Source organism: Vreelandella sp. H-I2 (assembly GCF_052959335.1).
Map to the genome: position 1 here is coordinate 208,412 of NZ_JBRAMC010000005.1, position 15,775 is coordinate 224,186.

Sequence of the window (15,775 nt, forward strand, 5' to 3'; positions counted from 1 at the left end):
ATTAAAATTTATGTCTAATTACTTGAAATTTCATGTGATAAGTCTACCGAGGTGGCTGGGATGACGACACTGACATCGATATTAGACCTGGGGCAGGGCCCTGCAAGAGTCGTCGTGAAAGATACGATAGATATTGCTGGTTTCCCTACCTGTGCTGGTTCTGCGGCCTTAGCGGATTCATCTCCTGCCTCTGCACACGCCGATATTGTCTCTCGCACGCTCGCGGCGGGATATCAAATTGTAGGCAAGGCTAACCTGCATGAACTCGCATTTGGCATGACAGGCGTCAATGCATGGACAGGTACGCCAGTAAATCCCAACTTCCCCGCCTTGATTCCGGGGGGATCCTCAAGCGGATCGGCTGTGGCCGTGGCGGCTGGTCTGGCAGATATTGGTATTGGCACTGATACCGGTGGCTCAATTCGAGTACCTGCAGCTTGCTGTGGTGTCTACGGTCTCAAGCCCACCTTCGGGCGCTTGAGTCGTCAAGGAATTATGCCGTCGGTCAGCACCCTCGACTGCGTCGGTCCCATGGCTCGTGACCTTAACGTGCTGATGGCTTTCATGCGTGCGATTGACCCTGACTTTCAGATGTCAACTGATGGCTCCGTGCCTGTCGTGGGATGCATAGGGGTGGATGCAGAGTCGGCCATTTGGGAGGGTATCGAAGGGCAGCTCGGCCGTTCCGAACTTATGCGTACGGACGTGGCGCTGCCGCTGATGAATGAGGCTTTTGAAGCTGCCATGGCCATTATCAATCGTGAAACTTTCCTTGCCTGTGAGGCTTTGCTCAAGACAGGCAAGGTGGGGGCGGATGTCGATAAGCGTCTGAGGGCTGCTGCTGCGACCACCGATGCTGAGTTAAAAGAAGCGGAGCGGATTCGCCGTGCCTTTGCCGCCGAGGTAGATGCATTGCTTGAAAAGCATGATGTTCTTGTATTGCCTACGTTGCCGCATTTCCCCATGGCCGCCCAAGATGCGTTATCGGGCCACCAAGACCTGAAAATATCCCTCTTTGCGCGTCCGTTTAATCTTTCTGGACATCCCGCCTTGTCGATTCCTTTAGAACCTCATCAGGGGCTTCCCGTTTCCCTGCAATTGGTTGGGCGGCGTGGCGATGACGCGGGCATCTGCAAGGCAGGCTTGCAGATCATGAGCAGGGAGCCGTCGATAAGAGTGAAACAACAATCAGGAGAGAACCATGCGACAACATTTTGATAAGGAGCAGTGGGGCGGTGAGACACGTTTTAATGCGCTGCTCGATACGATTAGGTCCAGACGCCAGGAGTTTGAGGATCTGCGCCATATTCCGATGGATATCATCGAGGAATTTAAGGCTATTGGTGTGTATCGCGCCATGGTACCAGCAAGTTTTGGGGGCGATGAGAAATCCCCGGCTGAATTTCTGCGCATGGTAGAAGCAATTTCGGCCGCGGATGGTTCCGCTGGCTGGGTGGCCAGTTTTGGCATGAGCCCTGCTTACCTTGCGGCATTACCTGAGGAAACGCTGCAGAAAGTCTGGCAGGACAGCCCGGATGTAGTGTTCGCGGGGGGCATCTTTCCACCTCAGCCTGCCGTGCGTACGGACCATGGCTTCAAGGTTAAGGGCCGCTGGAAGTTTGCCAGTGGCTGCATGGGAGCGTCGTTGTGCGGCGTGGGAATCCAACCGGAAGACGCGGGGGCGTTGCCGCGTATGGCGGTGCTCCCACGAGAGCAAGTCGAGATCGATCCTACCTGGAACATGATCGGCATGGTGGCGACAGGCAGCCACGATCTCGTTGTGGACGAGACGGAAGTTCCAGAAGAGTGGACCTTCGTTCGGGGAGGAAAGCCAACGATTGACGCCCCGTTTTTCCGTTATCCCTCTCTGTCATTTGCAGCACAGGTTCTCTCGGTGACCACTTTGGGCATGGCGCGAGAGGCGCTGGATATCGTGCGCGCATCTGTCCAGGGGCGCAAGTCTATCACTGGCGCGCCCAACCTGGGCGAGCGGGAGTATGCCCAGATCGCCTTGGCCAAGGCGGAAGCTCGCGTGCAGGCGGCACGCCACTTCTTTTACGCCAGCACGGAAGATGCCTGGAAAGCCATTGAAGCGGGAGGCGAGCCAGGCCGGGATCAAATCAATTTACTGCGTTTGTCCACTACTCATCTAACACACGAATGTGCTGAGGCTATTCAAGATGTTTATCGCATCAGCGGCATGAGTGGTGCCGATAACGCGCACCCGCTATCGCGCATCTTACGCGACTCACAGCTGTGCACCCAGCACGCCTTTATGGGTGAGATTACTTGGAAAAACGCCGGAGCCATCTTTTTCGGTCATGACCCACTGCCGGGCTATCTGTAACCGGCCCTACGCACCTCATAACGGAGATTATCACTATGCAACGCGTACTTTTTTGTATCGGTATCAATCAGAACTTTATGGATGCTCCTGCCGAAGAGGGAAAGCAGGTTTGGCAAGCTTTCAGTCAAATGATGCAGGGCATTGATGGACTGCCTGGCGTCACCATTCTGGGAATCATGGACGACGACCGGATCATGGTTGGCCCATCCGCAACAGCGCCTTGGACGGCTTACATCATGGCCGATGTGCCTGATTACGACACCGTCGTGGAAGCCTGCAATTTTTTCCGCACCACCCCGGTGGGTGATGGTACCTACAAACTCTGGAAATACGCTCGCGTTGAGGCGCGTATCGGACGTGAGTTAGTGGTGCCTGAATAACCAACGCTATTCAGCGGCCAGGGCTCTGGGTGAAAGGGCGCTGGCCAAGTGATCAGGAGAGAACAGCATGAACCAGTTAATAGACGTCAAGAACATTACCCTGGACCCAGACAGGTTGGTTGAGAAAGGCCAGGTTGCGTCGACGATGTACACCAGCCCTGAACTGTTTGAGAAAGAGCAGGAAAAGATTTTTCGCGAGACTTGGGTATGGGTGGCTCACGAAAGCGAAGTGCCCGATAAAGGAGCTTTCAAGCTCTCCACGGTAGGTCGTGAACCAGTCATTGTGGTGCGTGACCGAAAGCGCAACATTCATGTCATGTTGAATCGTTGCCGTCACCGTGGCGCCACCGTCTGTGAAATTGAAAAAGGCAAAACCTCCTCTTTCCAGTGTCCTTATCATGGTTGGGGGTATGGATTGGATGGCAGTTTGCGCGCCATTCCTCATCCTGAGCAGTATGGCGAAGAGTTCGACAAGGACCAGCTTGGCCTGATTACGCTGCGTACTGAAAGTTATAACGGAATGGTCTTTGCCACGTTTAACGACGATATCGAGCCGCTTGACGAGTTTCTCGGCGCTGCGAAGAAGTGGATCGACCTGTTCATGAAGCAGGGTGGCGGATTTCCAGTAAAAACGCTCGGTGAGCATCAGTTTTCAGTTCCCATGAACTGGAAAGTACAGCTTGAAAACACCACCGATGCTTATCACTTCCCCATCGTACATAAATCCTTCCTTCAATCGCTTGATGAAGAAGCAGAGGAAACCTTTACCTTCCTTGACGGCGAAGGGTTTGTTGAAGACCTGGGTAACGGCCACTCCGTGATGGTCATGATTCCCGAGCTGGTCGACCTGGAGGAAGATCTGGATCGCAAGATACCCGAGCGCTTTGAGGCATTGGCAGAGGAGCTACGTAACGAAGGCTATCCCGATGATCAAGTACGGCGCATTGTGCGAGCGGTCGGCGGGTCAGGCTTCAATCTAAACCTTTTCCCCAATGTGGCCTGTTCGATGGCGTTCTTTAGGGTATTGACGCCGGTTGCCGTAGACAAGACCGATATTCGCCATATTGCACTTGGCATGGATGGCGGCCCCGCTGCAGCCAATCGTGTCCGGCTGCGATTGCACGAGCATTTCCAAGGCCCTATGGGGTTCGGTTCTCCCGACGATGCAGAGGTGTGGGAACGTATTCAGCGGGGCGTCAAGGGCGGTATAGAACTGCCTATTCTGGTGAATCGCGGTATCGAAAAGGAAGCTCAGGGCGAAGCTGGACCCCGGGGCCACGTCTCGGATGAAACGGGTATGCGCGCCGCTTATGCGATGTGGAAACGGATGATGCAGGAGTAACACATGAACAACACCGAACAAGACAACCTGCTGTGGCAGGTAACGCAGTTTATCTGGCACGAGGCTGCCATCCTGGATGCAAGAGAATACGATACCTGGCTTGATCTCTGGCAGCCCGCAGGCTTGTACATCATTCCCATCCAAGAAGCGGAGGATTATGCCGAGGTGCTTAACCTCTGCTACGACGATGACAAGATGCGTCGTGATCGTATCAAGCGATTCCAGGAGGGGTTTTCGATTTCGTCGGCGCCGCCAGCCGTTACCGTACGCACCTTGTCTCGTTTCGTCATCGATGCTGTTGATGGAAATACGGTGGTCGTTTCCTGTGGGCAGCATTTGATTGAGGATAAATTTGGGCGTCAGCGACTCTGGGCCGCCAATGTGCGCTACACCCTTACATCCACCGGCTCAAGCTTCACGATTCAGGAGAAGGTGGTTCGTCTACTCAACTCAAATGGAGTGCTGAATTCGTTCAGCTATTTGTTCTGATGGCAGCACCGCTTCCCGACAAAATTCAAACCGCTGTGGTAACAGGCGGTGCACGTGGACTCGGGGTCCACATAGTACGTGCACTTCACAAGGCGGGGTTTCGTGTCGTTATTACCGATATCGACACCGGGCCAGCCGAAGTGCTGGCATCCGAACTCGACCTGGCCGGTGAAACCGCAGTGACGGCGACTTTGGATGTCGCCAAACCAGAGGATTTCCAGCTTGTTCTGGACAAAATCGTCGACCGCTGGGGGAGTTGTGAAGTGCTGGTCAACAATGCAGCGCGAACCGCTGTACAGGACGTATTCGATATTGATCCAGCCTTCTTCAACGAAGTGATGGCCACTAACGCTGGCAGTGTCTTCGCCGGTAGCCAGGTTTTTGGTCGTCACTTCAGAGAGAGAGGCTATGGGCGCATCGTAAACTTGGCGTCACTGGCAGGGCAGAATGGCGGTACAGCTACTGGCGCTCACTATGCAGCCTCGAAGGGTGCCATTTTGACATTGACCAAGATTTTCGCCCGAGACCTGGCAAATGATGGGGTGACCTGCAACGCCATTGCACCAGGACCATTGGATACACCGATGGTGCGTGAGGTACTCGGTGACAATCTGGACAAAGCGCTTGCCAATATTCCCGTAGGCCAGTTGGGCTCCCCTGACCTGGTCGCGCAAATGGTGAGCTTCCTTGCCAGCCCTCAGGCAGCTTTTGTAAACGGTGCCTGTTGGGACGTCAATGGCGGCATTTACATGCGCTGAGTAACTGGAGATGACCATGCAAGATGACACCTTGACGCTACGTGTTGATCGCCGCGAGATCCAAACCAACGAGATAGCCGTGATTGACCTGGTGGCCCCGGACGGTAGTGACCTGCCGCCCTTCGAAGCAGGGGCGCATATTGATATTCACCTGGGTGAGGGGCTGATACGCCAATACTCGTTAAGCAACGCCCCAAGCGAAAGGCACCGTTATCGTCTCGGTGTCCTGCTCGATCCCGGCTCAAGGGGAGGGTCACGTGCGGTACATGAGCGCCTGCATGAAGGCACCGACGTGAAAGCGAGTGCGCCGCGCAACCTTTTCCCCTTGTCATCATCGGCGGCCCACACGCTTTTAGCGGGCGGCGGCATTGGTATTACACCAATGATTGCTATGGCCTATGAGCTAAAAGCGGCCGGGCGCTCTTTTGAACTGCACTACTGCTGTCGCGGCAAAGAGAGTGCTGCATTTATTGATGAATTGGAAGCCACATTCGGCAATGAGCTGGCGTTGCATTTTGATGACGGTGCGCCCGATCAACGACTGGACATCGACTCCGTATTAGCCGCCCAGCCAGAAGATACGCATCTATACGTGTGTGGGCCAACCGGCTTCATGGATTGGGTAATGGGAGCTGCCAAAAAAGCGGAATGGCCCAATTCTCATGTGCATTCGGAGTACTTCACTGCCGAGGTGGACACCAGTGGTGGGGCCTTTGAGGTGGAGGCGGCTGTCAGTGGTGTCACCGTTCAGGTGGAAGAGGGCATGTCGATTGCCAAGGCGCTTAAAGCGGCTGGGGTTAACGTTAATGTCTCCTGCGAGGAGGGGGTCTGCGGTACCTGTATCTGCGATGTGCTAGAGGGTATTCCTGATCACCGTGACCAATTTCTCAGCGATGAGGAAAAGGAAGATAACGACCAAATTGCCGTGTGCTGTTCGCGTGCCAAAAGTCCGCGGCTTGTTATCGACATTTGACCTTTAACCTTTAAAGAAGGGGGCACCGCCATGCACTCCCTAAGCAAAAGACTTTGCGAGTGGGTTCTCAATCTCTGCGGTATTTGCCTACTGCTGATTGCCTTTGTGATTGGAGCTGGCGTGTTAATGCACTTGATGGGCGTATCGCAATTGATTGCGTTCGAGAAGTCCTACTGGCTGTTGGGCAGTAGCATTACCTTCAACTCTTTGATGGGACTGCAAATACTGCTATTCACCTATGCCATGATGTTGGCGGTTGCCCCCGTGATGTGGCTTGACCGACATGTGAGAGTCGACGTGCTGCATGCGCGACTGTCATCCCGCTACCGGAGCGTCATCGAGTTGACCGGTCATCTCTTGCTCGGCATTCCCTTCTTTGCCTTTCTGCTGCTGCCCGCTTACCGGTTCGCCGAGCGAGCCTATGTTACCGGCGAGCGCTCCACAGATGGTGGCTTGACCGATATCTATATCATCAAGGCAGCGATGCCCGTTGGCGTGGCGTTGTTTTTAGCCGTACTGGTGCTGATCGTTGCCATGCGCATTTGGCACTGGACCACTGGGAGGCAAACACATGCTTGATATATGGATGCCACTTTGCATGGTGTTGCTCCTGTTTGCTGGCATTCTCGCTGGCTACCCGGTAGCGCTTGTGCTGGGTGGGGTGTCGGCGGCCTTTCTCTTGCTATCAGATCTACCCATGGCCTTTGCTAATCTGATGCTTACTCGGGTTTATGCCAATGCGCTGAACAACTGGCTCTACATCGCCATTCCCATGTTTATCTTGATGGGACTGCTGCTGGAGCGAACTGGACTGGCGCGGGATGCGTTCAAGGTCAGTGAGCGAATGCTACGGCGGCTCCCAGGGCATTTAGCGTTAACGGTGCTGTTCATTGGCGGGTTAATGGCAGCCACTACCGGCGTGGTCGGCGCATCCGTGGTGCTGCTGGCAGTGCTGGCTTTGCCCCGCATGCTGGATGCCGGTTATTCAGCCCCTTCCGCGTCTGGCCTGATATCGGCATCAGGTACTTTGGCGATCTTAATGCCCCCCTCGGTCATGCTGATTATTTTGTCGAGTCTGGTGGGTGTGCCTGTCGGGCACCTTTTTCGAGCAGCACTTGTTCCCAGTGCACTGCTGTTACTGCTCTATATGCTCTATTCCCTAGGACTTGCCTGGTGGGGAAAACCTGTAGCAACGCCCGCCGAGGACAGCGAGGCGGCCACGCTTGAACGGCGCGGCATATGGCGTAATGCACTGGCGCTCTTCCCCTTTCTTGTCTTAATTCCCACGGTTCTGGGCACGATTGTATTCGGGGTGGCGACCCCCACTGAAGCCAGTGGGGTGGGCGTTCTGGCGGTCCTGCTCTTCGCAGGACTGATGGGTAAGATCGATGGCCCTTCGGTTGTAACCGCTGCCCGGGAGGCCGTTGTCTCTACCGCCATGATCATGATGCTGGTGATTACTGCCACTTGTTTCTCGCTAATTTTTAAAGGAGTTGGAGGTGACAACTTAATTCGCAGCAGCTTGGGTCTTATGGGAGGCGGTAGTTGGAGCGTACTGTTTCTGATTCTCTTACTGGTCTTTCTATTGGGCTTCTTCCTGGATTGGCTGGAAATCTCACTGATTTTGATGCCTATCTTCGTGCCCATCGTGACTCAACTTGATTTGGCAAATGGGCTGAGCGGAGTGTCAATGCTCGTTTGGTTCGCCATTTTATTCGCCATTAATTTGCAGACTTCCTTTCTCACCCCGCCTTTTGGCGTCTCGCTCTTTTATTTGAAAGGGGCCGTGGGTGATCGCGTTGCCACCATGGATATTTATCGAGGTGTATTGCCTTTCATTGCCATCCAGCTGTTCGTTTTATTACTAATTCTGCTGTTTCCAGGATTGCTCATGATGTAAGCCGTTGCATTAATAACTACGACATTAAACAGGAGTTAACACTATGAATTTTCCTTTGAAGAAAATCATCATCGGCACAGGAGCGTCGCTACTCGCCTCTACCGCTATGGCCCAGAGCCTAACGCTTCAATCCGCTTTTCCTTTCAGTCTTGAGGTAATAGACACGTCAATTCACCGGTTCGTCGAGGATGTGGCGACGGCGACTAACGGGGAACTGACCTTTACCCCTTACGATGCTGGATCCTTTTCCCCTCCCTTCGAGATTATGGAGAACGTTGGTAACGGCAGCCTGGATGCAGGCTGGTCGGCGGCTAGCTATTGGGCAGGTCAAGTACCGGCCGCCGCGCTGTTTCAAAGCATTCCCTTTGGCCCCGACGTGCCGAAGTACCTGTCCTGGCTATATGGCGGTGGCGGTCTCGAGCTTTGGGAGGAGCTTTACGCACCCCATAATGTCGTGCCGATTCCCTGCGGCAGCATGATCTCTGAAGCGGGCGGATGGTTCACCGAGGAGATCAATAGTGTCGATGATCTCAATGGCATGAGCATGCGCATTAGCGGCCTTGGGGGGGCAGTTATGAGTAAGCTGGGAGTGTCGCCGGTTTCCATTCCAGCCGGCGAGACGTTTCTCGGGTTAGATACTGGACGAATCGGAGCCGCTGAGCTCAGCTTCCCCACCATCGATACTAGTGTCGGTTTCTATGAAGTCGCCAAGCACTACTACTTCCCTGGCTGGCATCAGCCCGGCAGCCTCAACGAGCTATTGGTCAATGCCGACGTCTGGGCCGGATTGGCAGAGAGTCAACGCGTAGCAGTACGCAATGCCTGCAGCGACCTGAGCATCCGTATGTTTGCCCACGATATGCAGGCCCAGTCAGCTGCTCTAGAGGAGTTTCGCAGTGCCGGTGTGACCGTCGAGCGCTTCCCAGAAGAGGTGTTGATCGCCTTGCAGTCGGCCACGGAAGAGGTGCTGGAGGAGGAGGCTCAACGTGATGCCGACTTTGCCGAGGTGATTGAGTCGTATCAAAACTTCAGCGAGCACTATGACGAGTACCGCGAACTGACGGCTTTTTAATTTCTAGCCTTGGTAGATGGCAACTTACTAGGTGCTTAGAGCCGTGCATGGCCACGGTTCCAAGCAAGCCAAGCCAACCGGGTTTCATTCATCAGGCCACAAAAATCAATAACGAGGATAAAGATGCCTACCGTTCACGTTTACATGATGTCAGGCAGGACACAGCAGCAAAAAGAAGCGCTGATCAGCGAAGTCACGGACGCGGTGGTGTCCTCTGTCAGCGCTCCCAAAGAGAACGTTCGAGTAATTATCAGCGAAGTGCCCAAAAGCGAGTATGGGATTGGTGGTATCACAGGCGAAAAGCTGGGGCGCTGAAGCTTACGAATAATTGAGGTGAACCATGAGTATCGATACTAGAGATTTTAGAAACGCCCTTGGCAAGTTTGCTACCGGCGTCACTGTTATCACCACCAAGGATGCTAAAGGAGAGCAATACGGGGTGACGGCCAGTAGCTTCAATGCCGTTTCCATGACACCGCCGCTGATCCTTTGGAGTATTGATAAAGGCGCCTACAGCAAAGACGTCTACTGCCAGGCAGAGCACTTTGTCGTCAATATACTTGCCAGTGACCAAGTGCCTATTTCCAACCGATTCGCCCAGCGCGGCGAAAACAAGTTCAAGGATATTGACGTAGAAGAAGGCGTCGGGGGGAGTGCTCGCATAGTCGGTGCAGTGGCACATTTCGAGTGCAGAACCTGGCAGGTATATGAAGGCGGCGATCACTTCATCATTGTGGGCGAGGTGCTGAAGTACGACTATCAGGATGGCCGTGGGTCGTTGGTCTTCCACGGTGGCCGTTATGCGTTGCCTGAGCCTCACCCCATGATGCTTTCCGAGGAAGAGAGTCGTGCCGGCGAAGGGGTGCTTGGTCAGCACTTTCTCTACCTATTACGCCAATCCCTTGCCGCCTATCGCCAGGACTTCTACCCCCGGCTGGGGCATCTGGGAGTGAATGAAAAGGAGTGGCGGATACTGACCCTGCTTCTCGACAGTGGCACTCAGCCCCTCGCCCAGGTTGCCCAGGGCGTTGCCCAGCCCCTCGAGGATTGCGAAGACACTTTGAGCGGCTTGACCCGCCGGGGATTGGTAAATGAAACGGGGAGCGAGCGCTATCTCAGCCTAACCACTGAAGGTGGCGAGTTAGCTCACAAGCTGCTTCAGATGGCGCGGGACCATGAGCAGAAATTATTCGATAGCGTGAGCGAAGAGGATATGAACCATATGAAATCGGGGCTTGCGCATGTCATTGAACAGTTAGGCACACCCTAACAACGGAGAGTCACGTCGAACTGTAGAAAATGACGCTATCACCAGGAGGAAAATGATATGACCGAAGTATCTGTAGCAGAGTTTCAGCGGCTCGTTGAGCGTGTCGATACACTCGAAGCTGAGTCAGAGATACGGCGGCTCCAAGCGCGATACATGTTTCTTTGCGATACCCCTATGCCGGAGTACGGGGTCGAAAATGATGAGCAGCGCATCAATCAAATCATGGCGCTCTATGCCGAGGATGCGGTGTGGGAGGGGGTTGGTGAGTATTACGACGGACAGTTTGGCCGTCTGGAGGGGGCTATTGCTATCCGCCGACACTTTGAAAATTTTTGGGGTCAAAAGAAAGATCCTAAATTACTCCTGAATGTGCACTACCTGACCTCTGAACAGATTCACGTCACGGGCAATACAGCGACCGGACAATGGGTGCATTGCCAGCCGTGGATTTTTTCTGATGGTAGCTCACTACTGCGCTCATCGCGGCTTAACAACGCCTTTAGAAAGCAGGATGACGGACGCTGGTTAATTACCCGTACACGGACGGAAAATGTGTTTGTCGCTCCATTGAACGAGGGGTGGGCAACGGACTTTCCTGCTGCGTCGGTGTTAATGAATCCATAAGGAGGCACCTAATGCTCCCCTCCATTGTCTCCCCGAGAATAGCTATCGTGGGTGCCGGCGCTATTGGTACTACCCTGGCGGCACGCCTTGCAGTGGCGGGGTATACCGTCAGCGTGTTAGCTCGGGGCGACTCTCTGGCAGCCATCAAGCGAAAGGGTGTTTGCCTCATCGATCAGCAGGGGCAACACACCGCCAGCGTCATTGCTACGGATAATTGTGGTGAACTCGGTAAGCAAGACATCGTATTTCTGTGTACTAAAGCTCACTCTATACCTTCCCTGTTGCCACAACTGCAGCCTCTTTTCGATCAGCACACATGCCTAGTGCCGATGGTGAACGGTACGCCATGGTGGTTACTCATGGATGCCGTGGAGCCTTGTGCCGCCAACACACCTCCTATAAAAACAGCCCCTATAGAAACAGCCCACATAGAAGCGGTAGACCCTGAAGGTGAGCTGGTGCGCTGCCTTCCTGCCAGCGCCATCATCGGATGTGTCGTCTATATTTCGGCGTATCTGCAGGCACCGGGCATTGCAATCTCAAATACCCCGCCCCGACTGATTGTTGGCGATATAGTCGCTACGCCCGACGCCGCGAATGGTCGTCTGGAAACGCTTGTTAAGGTATTGGAGAACGGTGGCATCACGACGCGCCATACAGAGTGTATAAGAGATGCCGTATGGAGCAAAATCGCTGCTAATTTAACTTCCAACCCCCTTTCGGTGATGACAGGTAGCACCCTGGCACAGCTATATAGCCACCCCTCGCTCAGAAAGGTCGTTGGGCAACTTTTTGATGAAACACGCCTTACGGCAGAAGCCTATGGCAGTCAGCTTGAGATGACACTGCAGCAGCTTCTGGATATTGGCGAGCGCATGGGGGCTGTTAAAACCTCTATGCTGCAGGACTATCAACAGGGGCGAACCCTTGAGCTCGCGGCGATCGTCGAGGGAGTGATCGAATTGGCGGATCGGAGAAGTATTCCCGTCCCCACCATCAAGTCCATTCTTTACCTTACGCGATACTTTGAAGACAGCGCTCTTCGTCAGTCACATGCCCACGGTGGCAAGGAGAATCCTTAGATGACTATCAAGCCGTTACTCATGCCGAATAACGTTCTCAAACCCGATCACTGCAGCGAAGAGGAGTGGCAGCAGCGCCTCAAACTCGCCTACTGTTACCATCTAGTCGATTTCTTCGGCTGGACGGAAACCATTTTCAACCATATATCTGCCCGAGTGCCGGGCTCAGACAATCATTATCTGGTTAATCCCTTCGGCCTTAACTACACGGAAGTAACACCGCTTAATCTGTTGAAGGTCGACCTGGACGGCAACAAGGTTGAGGTCTCTGAGTACAACGCCAATCCCGCTGGCTTTGCTCTGCATAGCGCAGTGCACGGGGCGCGGGAGGATATCCACTGCCTGCTGCATACCCATACCGTTCCCATCTCGGCCATCGTGCAGAAGAAAAAGGGCTTTACTCACCACGATTTCTACGGTGCCCAGCTCTATGGCCGCGTGGGGTACCATGATTTTGAAGGTATCACGCTCTTCGCCGACGAGAAAACGCGCATGCTGGAGAGCCTGGGGGACAAGCACGTTCTGGTACTACGTAACCATGGGATCGCCGTGGGCGAGTCCTCGATTGAGAAGGCGCTGTTCCTATTGTGGACCGTCCAGCGTGCGGCGGAAAACCAGTGCGCAGCAGGGGTATTGGGGGGCGAGGATGTGGAAATCGACACCTCAATCAGTCTGAAGTGTGCCGACCTTACCGCCGAACTGATTCGTGAAAGCGGCTTCGCCAACGAGTTCTTTGCTGCCATGGTGCGCAAGCTCAAGTCCGAACGTCCACTCCCTTTCTAAACGAGATATGAAGACTAAGAGAGACATGAAGATGGGCTGCCTGTTTGCCTCACAGCTGGCGATGGGCGGCCCACCGATCTATTCACATTACTGCTGATATTGCTCGATTAACGCCCGCATGCGGACGTATAGTTCCGCTGCCGGTAGGCCTTGCGCCGAAACCTGCTCGATACGCTGCTCATTGAGCGGTTCAATACGTCCCGCCCAGCGACTCTGCTCTTCCTCACTCAGGGCGATAACCTCCAAATCGTGGTTGGCCTGCGCCCAGGCGATGGCTTCGCGAACATGATTATCAAGATAGTGCCCGGCGTACTGAGAGGCTTCAGCGCCTAGCTCATCAATCACCTGCTGTACATCTTCCGGCAGCGACTCCCAGCGTTGGCGGCTCATCACTGCCAGCATCACAACATTAGATAGGGGGTAGTCCACGATATAGTCGAGATAGCGGGCGTACTGAAGGTCCATCAGGGTTTCGCGGGAAGAGGCTACCCCTTGAACAATGCCGGCCTGGAGCGCTTCGCCGGTTTCAGCTTGAGACATGCCAATCGGTACGGCCCCGAGTGCGCGCAAGGTGTCGGACTCTCCCGGCACACGAATTTCCAGGCCAGATAGATCTTCGAGCGTGCTTACCTGTTCTCGCGTCTGGAGATACCCCGGTTCGGAAGTAAACACAGTAATCACTTTGAAATCTTCAAGACCGAACTGTTCTTGGGGAAACTCGCGCACCAATTGGTAGGCAACTTGGCTGGCCACTTCAGAGTTGACATCGATACCGCTGAAATCCCCGATCAGATTCAGTAACGGAAAGCGTGCAGGTTCGTAGGAAGTCGTCGTAAGGCCAATATCGGTGACGCCATTAAGTACCCCATCCAGCATATTGCTGGCGGTGAGCAGAGTGCCCCCTGCAAAGGTGCTGACTTCGACCTTCCCCTCAGTGCGTTTTTCGAGTTCATCGGCCCAGAATTGCATCTGCACACCGGGAAACGTCTGAGCGGGAGCAAAGAAAGCGTAATTGAGATTAATATCACTAGCCAGCGTCGCTGAACTTAGCATCGCACCCGCCACGAGACTGCTTAAACGCAGCAGTGAGGACCGATGCTGCAAAAACGCATGTTTCTTGTGCATGGTGATCGTCATGGGGAGCACCCTCTCTTTTGTTGTTTGTTAAATGCTAATCGCTAAGAAGCGTATAAACATTCAACATCACATGAAAAATAAAGTAAATTGTTAAGTAAACAGCTGCCATTTGAAAATAATGCAAGTCGAGTTCCAGTCGTTTAAAAAGCCTAAATTATTAATTGCTTAAAGCGAGTCGAAAGTTGTTAGGTATAGTCGAGATAAGCATGCATTTCATCACTTCTCTCTGGAAAAGCACCACTCAAGCGCACTTTGGTGAAAAAAGTGCATGCCTTGGTGCACTCACTACCCCTATACGTTAGACGCCTCGAACAGTGGTTAACAGGGCTCACTTCCATGAAAGGGGATATGTGAGGGGGTTGGCTTTGTCGATAGACGGCCTGTTTCATTGAGTCGTTATTAGTTGCGTTTTTTGAATATCGGTTGCGCATTGTGGATATCCGCCAGTAGCTCTATCGCTATACCGTTTAATGACCCTGAAGGTGTTAACAAGAAACGGAGATAAGCATGAAAGTCAGCGTTATTGGCGGTGGACATGGCTGCTATGCCGCAGCCATCGAGATGGTGGAGAAAGGTTTCGACGTGACATTGTGGAGGCGGGATGGCAATGCTCTGCAAGAGTTGCGTCAATTGGGCTATTTGGACGTTAAGGATGCGCAGGGCGAGCGGCGTATTCAGATTGGTACTCACAAGGATCAACTATCTCTAACAGATAGCCTGGCGGAGGCGACGCAACAGGCGGAGCTACTGATTGTGCCGTTACCCGCCACCTCCCATGACACGTTAGCCGACCAACTGGGGCCGTTACTACGGGATGATCAGGTGGTCTTTCTACCCCCAGGTACATTCGGCAGCTACCTGTTCCACCGAGCGATGCGAAAAGCAGGCAACGACAGCCAAGTGGCCTTCTGTGAAACGGGAACGCTCCCTTATTTGGCGCGTAAGCACGGTGCTAATAAGGTGGTTATCAGCGTTTATGCAACCCGGCTCCCCACCGGCGTATTCCCCAGCGAGCTGTCAGCACATGCCTTCTCTGTCTTGCGAAACGCCTACCCCAGTGTTGAACCTATCGAAGATGGCCTTAGTGGCGCCTTAATGAACGCTGGCCCTATTATCCATCCGCCTTTAATTATGATGAATGCGGGGCCGCTGGAGCATTTTGATGCCTGGGATATTCACAACGAAGGAACCCAGCCTTCTATCCGAAGCGTGACCACCGCGCTGGATAATGAACGCATTGCCGTGCGCGAAAAGCTGGGTTACAAGCCCTCCCACTTTCCTCTTGCTAATCACTATGCCTCCGAAGGAGAGGAGTGGATGTATGGCCGGGGCGCCCACGGCAAATTGACCGATAGTGGCGACTGGCGAGAAAACATCGATCTTCATAGCCATCGTTACATGCTGGAAGACACACGAATGGGGCTATCCTTCATCGTGTCGGTTGGCCGCTGGGCGGGGCAGCCCACACCAGTGGCGGAGGGGCTTTTGAGTATTGCTTCGGCGATCACAGGCCAAGATCTCTATGCCCAAGGCCGAACGCTGGAAATGCTGGGACTGGATTCGCTCTCCCAGGCGCAGATGCGCTCTTTATTGACGTATGGCATTCAGGCCTGACCTA

General features: G+C 53.9%; 17 protein-coding genes. 16 read left to right on the plus strand and 1 reads right to left on the minus strand.

Annotated elements, in window-relative coordinates:
• Window positions 1–60: 60 nt before the first annotated feature.
• The 15 genes from ACUVOF_RS14065 to ACUVOF_RS14135 all read left to right on the plus strand — a co-directional run bounded on the left by ACUVOF_RS14065 (window position 61) and on the right by ACUVOF_RS14135 (window position 13,020).
• Window positions 61–1,218 (plus strand): amidase, encoded by a 1,158-nt coding sequence (locus ACUVOF_RS14065; RefSeq protein WP_447044968.1) that lies wholly within the window; start codon window positions 61–63, stop codon window positions 1,216–1,218.
• Entirely contained in the window at window positions 1,202–2,347 is a 1,146-nt protein-coding gene (locus ACUVOF_RS14070; RefSeq protein WP_447044969.1) for an acyl-CoA dehydrogenase family protein, read from the plus strand. Before ACUVOF_RS14065 ends, ACUVOF_RS14070 begins: the two co-directional genes overlap by 17 nt.
• Before the next feature lie 35 nt (window positions 2,348–2,382).
• On the plus strand, window positions 2,383–2,727 hold the full coding sequence (locus tag ACUVOF_RS14075; RefSeq protein ID WP_226940145.1) for an IacB protein: 345 nt from the start codon (window positions 2,383–2,385) through the stop codon (window positions 2,725–2,727).
• A 67-nt stretch (window positions 2,728–2,794) separates the two neighbouring features.
• On the plus strand, window positions 2,795–4,069 hold the full coding sequence (locus ACUVOF_RS14080) for an aromatic ring-hydroxylating oxygenase subunit alpha (protein ID WP_447044970.1): 1,275 nt from the start codon (window positions 2,795–2,797) through the stop codon (window positions 4,067–4,069).
• 3 nt (window positions 4,070–4,072) lie between these two features.
• Window positions 4,073–4,558, plus strand: coding sequence for an aromatic-ring-hydroxylating dioxygenase subunit beta (locus ACUVOF_RS14085; RefSeq protein ID WP_447044971.1), 486 nt, complete (start codon window positions 4,073–4,075; stop codon window positions 4,556–4,558).
• A complete protein-coding gene (locus tag ACUVOF_RS14090; RefSeq protein WP_447044972.1) occupies window positions 4,558–5,316 on the plus strand; it encodes an SDR family NAD(P)-dependent oxidoreductase in 759 nt (252 codons plus the stop codon). The genes ACUVOF_RS14085 and ACUVOF_RS14090 overlap by 1 nt, the downstream gene beginning before the upstream one ends.
• A gap of 16 nt (window positions 5,317–5,332) precedes the next feature.
• A complete protein-coding gene (locus ACUVOF_RS14095) occupies window positions 5,333–6,289 on the plus strand; it encodes a PDR/VanB family oxidoreductase (protein ID WP_447044973.1) in 957 nt (318 codons plus the stop codon).
• Between the two features lie 30 nt (window positions 6,290–6,319).
• On the plus strand, window positions 6,320–6,868 hold the full coding sequence (locus ACUVOF_RS14100) for a TRAP transporter small permease subunit (RefSeq protein WP_447044974.1): 549 nt from the start codon (window positions 6,320–6,322) through the stop codon (window positions 6,866–6,868).
• On the plus strand, window positions 6,861–8,189 hold the full coding sequence (locus tag ACUVOF_RS14105) for a TRAP transporter large permease (RefSeq protein ID WP_447044975.1): 1,329 nt from the start codon (window positions 6,861–6,863) through the stop codon (window positions 8,187–8,189). The genes ACUVOF_RS14100 and ACUVOF_RS14105 overlap by 8 nt, the downstream gene beginning before the upstream one ends.
• A 43-nt stretch (window positions 8,190–8,232) precedes the next feature.
• Window positions 8,233–9,261, plus strand: a complete 1,029-nt coding sequence (locus ACUVOF_RS14110) for a TRAP transporter substrate-binding protein (protein ID WP_447044976.1) — start codon at window positions 8,233–8,235, stop codon at window positions 9,259–9,261.
• Between the two features lie 123 nt (window positions 9,262–9,384).
• Window positions 9,385–9,576 carry a 2-hydroxymuconate tautomerase gene (locus tag ACUVOF_RS14115; RefSeq protein WP_447044977.1) on the plus strand — a complete coding sequence of 64 codons (192 nt, stop codon included), beginning with the start codon at window positions 9,385–9,387 and terminating at the stop codon, window positions 9,574–9,576.
• Window positions 9,577–9,601: 25 nt separating this feature from the next.
• Complete coding sequence (locus ACUVOF_RS14120) at window positions 9,602–10,531, plus strand: flavin reductase (RefSeq protein ID WP_447044978.1); 930 nt, start codon at window positions 9,602–9,604, stop codon at window positions 10,529–10,531.
• 57 nt (window positions 10,532–10,588) lie between these two features.
• Window positions 10,589–11,155, plus strand: a complete 567-nt coding sequence (locus tag ACUVOF_RS14125) for a nuclear transport factor 2 family protein (RefSeq protein WP_447044979.1) — start codon at window positions 10,589–10,591, stop codon at window positions 11,153–11,155.
• Between the two features lie 11 nt (window positions 11,156–11,166).
• On the plus strand, window positions 11,167–12,237 hold the full coding sequence (locus ACUVOF_RS14130; RefSeq protein WP_447044980.1) for a ketopantoate reductase family protein: 1,071 nt from the start codon (window positions 11,167–11,169) through the stop codon (window positions 12,235–12,237).
• The gene (locus tag ACUVOF_RS14135; RefSeq protein ID WP_447044981.1) at window positions 12,238–13,020 is read left to right on the plus strand and encodes a class II aldolase/adducin family protein; all 783 of its coding nucleotides are present in this window, start codon (window positions 12,238–12,240) and stop codon (window positions 13,018–13,020) included.
• Between the two features lie 87 nt (window positions 13,021–13,107).
• Here ACUVOF_RS14135 and ACUVOF_RS14140 read toward each other — a convergent pair whose 3' ends face one another.
• Window positions 13,108–14,157, minus strand: a complete 1,050-nt coding sequence (locus ACUVOF_RS14140; protein WP_447044982.1) for a TRAP transporter substrate-binding protein — start codon at window positions 14,155–14,157, stop codon at window positions 13,108–13,110.
• Window positions 14,158–14,664: 507 nt separating this feature from the next.
• Here ACUVOF_RS14140 and ACUVOF_RS14145 point away from each other — a divergent pair.
• On the plus strand, window positions 14,665–15,771 hold the full coding sequence (locus ACUVOF_RS14145) for an NAD/NADP octopine/nopaline dehydrogenase family protein (RefSeq protein ID WP_447044983.1): 1,107 nt from the start codon (window positions 14,665–14,667) through the stop codon (window positions 15,769–15,771).
• Window positions 15,772–15,775 lie beyond the last annotated feature (4 nt).